General features: G+C 62.2%; 5 protein-coding genes. 3 read left to right on the top strand and 2 right to left on the bottom strand.

The annotated features are described in order from the left end of the window. Positions 1–298: 298 nt before the first annotated feature. Positions 299–823: a gamma carbonic anhydrase family protein gene (locus BUA41_RS18635; RefSeq protein ID WP_072825711.1), complete on the top strand. Its 525-nt coding sequence runs from the start codon at positions 299–301 to the stop codon at positions 821–823. Between the two features lie 129 nt (positions 824–952). Continuing rightward, entirely contained in the window at positions 953–1,387 is a 435-nt protein-coding gene (locus tag BUA41_RS19130) for a hypothetical protein (RefSeq protein WP_139249188.1), read from the top strand. Here the strand turns inward: BUA41_RS19130 and phnE are convergent. Both phnE and BUA41_RS18645 read right to left on the bottom strand, forming a co-directional pair. After that, positions 1,358–2,200 (bottom strand): phosphonate ABC transporter, permease protein PhnE, encoded by an 843-nt coding sequence (gene phnE, locus BUA41_RS18640; RefSeq protein WP_245791966.1) that lies wholly within the window; start codon positions 2,198–2,200, stop codon positions 1,358–1,360. The two genes, BUA41_RS19130 and phnE, sit on opposite strands and share 30 nt — an antisense overlap. 92 nt (positions 2,201–2,292) lie before the next feature. Continuing rightward, entirely contained in the window at positions 2,293–3,054 is a 762-nt protein-coding gene (locus tag BUA41_RS18645) for an alpha/beta hydrolase (protein ID WP_072825713.1), read from the bottom strand. A gap of 283 nt (positions 3,055–3,337) precedes the next feature. On the opposite strand from BUA41_RS18645, the gene BUA41_RS18650 reads away from it, so the two are divergent. Next, a complete protein-coding gene (locus BUA41_RS18650; protein ID WP_072825715.1) occupies positions 3,338–4,516 on the top strand; it encodes an acyl-CoA dehydrogenase in 1,179 nt (392 codons plus the stop codon). Positions 4,517–4,687 lie beyond the last annotated feature (171 nt).

Raw genomic sequence — 4,687 nt, forward strand, 5'->3', positions numbered from 1 at the left:
GGCCATCCGTTACAACCCTGATATCAGCGACCAGTACGCGCGCTTGAAGGCGCGGGGCAAGCCGTCGCTGTCGGCGCTGGGGGCGGCCATGCGCAAGCTGGTGCATATCGCCTATGGCGTGTTGAAGTCGCAGAGCGAATATCGGCCACAAGGGGTATAAGCCTCCTTGCAGCCGGTATCGAGAGACGGTATCTACAGGCGGCTGATATAAAAAGGTGTTGTAGGCGCCCGATTTATCGGGCGATGGGCCAGGCCGAACCCACATGAAACGTCGAAGAGCCTTGAAAAGGAGAGACGCATGGCGATCTATCGATATGGCGACTGGACACCCGAGATTCATGACAGCGTCTACGTGGCCGAGACCGCCGACGTCATCGGCCTGGTGACCCTCGAGCGCGATGCCAGCGTCTGGTACCAGGCGGTGCTGCGCGGCGATACCGATCATCTGAAGGTGGGCGAGGAGAGCAATATTCAGGATGGCGCCGTGCTGCATGCCGATCCCGGATTCCCGCTGAGCGTGGGCAGGGGCGTCACCGTGGGGCATCAGGCGATGCTGCATGGCTGCACCATTGGGGACGGCAGTCTGATCGGCATTCAGGCGGTGATCCTCAACGGCGCGGTGATCGGTCGCAACTGCCTGGTCGCGGCGGGGGCCTTGGTCAAGGAAGGCGCGAACTTTCCCGACAACTCCCTGATCGTCGGGTCGCCGGCCAAGGTGGTGCGCGAACTCTCGGCCGAGGCGATCGAGGGGCTCAAGAAGAACGCTGCAGGCTACGTCGAACGCGGGCGTCGCCACGACCGGGAGCTCAAGCGGATCGACTGAAAATCCGGGCGTCTCTTGCCAAATGAAAAAGTTTTTATTTTTTAACCAGAGTGCCATAAAGCTTTGTCAAGATCTGTCGATGCAATAGATAGGACTGGCACGACATGCTCGATGATGCTTGGAGGGTAGGTGGAGCACGTTTCTGCCAGCTATTACATCCTCTTGCGCGAACCCCCGACCGTGAAACCGACCACTGACCCCCTTCGCTACCACGAACGTGAAATATTCAGGGAAAACCGCTTCCTTGGACTGCCCAATGGTATTGCCGCTGCCGGCCCGGCAGCCTTGACCACTCTCGTTTGTCTGCGGTTGTCCTTGACCCATGCCGATGTTCTGACCTGGCTATTGCCCGGCATCGTCTATCTCGTTGCCTATGCGCTTCTCGTCGCTCATCTCCCGGACCGGGAAGTGCTCAGGCAACTGGCAAGGCAGGCCCTTCATGAGGAGATCGTCCGCAAGTCGCAGCAACTCGAATTGCGCTTCGAGGAAGCGGAAGATGTCGAGTGGGATGATCACCGGTACTCGGGAGATGAATCAACGCCAGTGCTTGCGCAATCCGCATGACACGCGATCAAGCAGCATGATGCTGCCGACGATGACCAGCAGGATCGTGGCGGTCTCGGGGTATTGAAATCCGCGCAGGGTTTCCCATAGCGATACGCCGATGCCGCCGCCACCCACCATGCCGAGTACCGTTGCCGAACGAAGGTTCGTCTCGAAGCGTGTCAGGCTCATCGACGCCCATGCCGGTGCCAGGTACGGAAGCGCGCCGAGGCCAAGCGTTCCGAAACCCGTCCTGGGGGTGATGCGACTGCTTTTCAGCATGCCTGTCTCACTGGCTTCCATGGCATTCGAAAAGCGTTTCGCCAGTAGTCCGGTGGTGGGTACGAGCAGCGCCAGGGTGCCGGCGAAAGGGCCCTGCCCCAAGGCGAACACGAACAGCATGGCAAAGACCAGTTCATGCACGGTATGGCAGGCCCTCATGAGGCCCCGTACGGGACGATGGACCCACCAGGGTGTCATCTCCCGCAGCGACAGGCAGGCACAGGGAATGGCGAGGATCGCTGCAAGCAGGGTGCTCAATAGCGCCATCTGGACGGTTACCAGCATCTGGGCGACATAGACGTCGAGGTTACCGATCCGGGGCGGGAAGAAGTCCCCGGCGAGCCGAGCCATGTCACCGGCATTGTCGATCAGTGCACCGGGCTGGATTTCAGCACCGCGCCAGGCCCAGAAGAGAACGATCGAAGCCACGGCCCAACCGAGCACGCGTGGCCGGCGATACTTGCGCAAGGAAGATGAGCGGTAGGATGTCTGCGTGTTCATGGCGACCCCGGGCAAGGCGTGAGTGACGACGCTGGCATGGCGGTTCAGCATTCTGTCTTCGTGCCCTGTGGAGTCTGGCGGGAGAAGATGAAGATTTGGCGACCGATCGATGGCGTTTGAATGACAACGGCAAGCTGGCCGAACTATTGAACGTCCAGCCAGGCAGCGATCTGCGCTGCCGGCTTTTCCCAGCCCGGCTCCTTGAGTATCCAGTGCGCGTGGCCGGTGAATTCCATGTAGGTGCTCTGTGGCTGGTATTTCCGAGCGACCCTGTGCACCACACAGGCCGGTGTGATGCGATCTTCCGAGGCGGCGACAACCAGCACCGGGCAGTTCACGCGGCTTTCATCCACTTGGGCGCCTTTGAAGCCCAGCGGCCAGAGGCCGATCTCGGCCATCGCCCGGCCCGATTCCCAGCCGCAGCGAGCATAGATGTCGCGGCGCTCGGCTTCGGGCAGCCTGTGCATCATCGCGTAGACGGCCCGCTCGTACGCCAGTAGGTGGGCGTGTCTCCAGAACGCCCCACGGGTGAAGATGCCGAAGAAGCTTTTCAGCACGGAATAGCGCAGGGCGAGAATGCCGGCCGGTGCCGCCGGCGTGATGCACACAGCCGCCTCCGCGCAGCCGCGACTGGCGAGGATTTGTGCGAGCAACCCGCCCATGGAATGCCCGAGCAGAACGGGAGGCTCGGGCAGCTTGCGGATCTCGGCTTCGAGGTCCGCGGCGTAATCGAGCAGGCTGGTGGTACCGAGTTCGGGAGGTGGCGCCCGATCCGCGGGCATGCCGTGGTGGCGCAGGTCCGGTGTCAGGCATCGATAGCCCCTGGCTTCGAAGAAGCGCCGGTAATTGTCCCAGTACCAGCCGCCACCCCACATGCCGTGAATCATGACGAGGGTCTTGTGCATGTCACTCGCTCCTTGCCAGCATCATCGTCTCGGTGTTTGTCCAGGCCGCGATCTTCGACTGCTACACTTTATCAAGCGACACTGGGAAAATTCCGAATGAACCGTCCGCGGGCAACTCGCTATGCAGGCATAGCATACGCCACTGAAATGTCGAATCCGGGAAATGGCAAATTAGGACCAAGGCAGGGTGTGCGCGGTGTCAAGAGTGTTGTAAATTGCGGTTGAATATTTCGAACAGTGCTTGGGCGGCCCTGCGCCCGAGCCGAAGATCGGGGAGAAAACGATGAGCGGATTCCAGTGGGACGATCCTTTACTGCTGTCGCAGCAATTGACCGACGACGAGCGCCAGATCCAGGACGCGGCCCATGCCTATTGCCAGGAGAAGCTTCAACCTCGCGTCCTCGAGGCCTTCCGCGAGGAGCGCTTCGACCGCGAGATTCTCACCGAGATGGGCGAGATGGGCCTGCTTGGTGCCACCGTCGCCGAGCAGTATGGCGGTGCCGCCGTCGGTCATGTCGCCTATGGCCTGATCGCCCGGGAAGTGGAGCGGGTCGATTCCGGCTATCGCTCGGCGATGAGCGTGCAGTCGTCCCTGGTGATGCACCCCATTGAAGCCTACGGCAGCGAGGAGCAGAAGCAGCGCTACCTGCCCAGGCTGGCGACCGGTGAACTGGTGGGCTGCTTCGGTCTCACCGAGCCGGATTCCGGCTCCGACCCGGCGAGCATGCGCACCCGGGCACGCAAGGTCGATGGCGGCTATCGCCTGACCGGCCAGAAGATGTGGATCACCAACAGCCCGATCGCCGACCTGGCCATTGTCTGGGCGAAGTCCGATGCCCACGACGACAAGATCAAGGGCTTCATCGTCGAACGGGGTGTCGAAGGCTTCAGCACCCCGACCATTCACGGCAAGATATCGCTGCGTGCCTCGATCACCGGCGAGATCGTGCTCGACGACGCCTTCGTACCCGAGGAGGCGCTATTGCCCGAGGCCGCCGGGCTGGGCGGCCCGTTCGGGTGTCTCAACAAGGCGCGCTACGGCATCGCCTGGGGGGCCCTGGGTGCTGCCGAGTTCTGCTGGCACGCCGCACGCCAGTACACCCTGGATCGCAAGCAGTTCGGCCGGCCGCTGGCCGCCACCCAGCTCGTCCAGCTCAAGCTGGCCAACATGCAGACCGAGATCGGCCTGGGGCTCCAGGGGTGTCTGCAGGTGGGGCGCCTGCTCGATGCGAAGCAGGGCACTCCCGAGATGATCTCGCTGATCAAGCGCAACAGCGCCGGCAAGGCGTTGGATATCGCCCGGGTGGCCCGGGACATGCACGGCGGCAACGGCATCTCCGAGGAGTACGGCGTGATTCGTCACATGGTCAACCTGGAAACCGTGAATACCTATGAGGGGACTCACGATATTCATGCGCTGATCCTGGGGCGTGCGCAGACCGGCATCCAGGCTTTCTTCTAGGCTTCATCGCAGATGACGTGATGTAGCGAATCTGCCGGAAAGGTTGGCGTAGGAGCGCAGAACCTCTGCGCGAGCTGCTGGCGCCGCCGCCGGCATCGCCCGCTGAAGCGGGCTCCTACCACCCCAGTGGCTCTGGTCGCTGGTGGGAGCTCGCTTCAGCGAGCGAGGGGT

Source organism: Modicisalibacter ilicicola DSM 19980 (assembly GCF_900128925.1).
In the GTDB taxonomy this organism is placed as follows: Bacteria; Pseudomonadota; Gammaproteobacteria; order Pseudomonadales; family Halomonadaceae; genus Modicisalibacter; species Modicisalibacter ilicicola.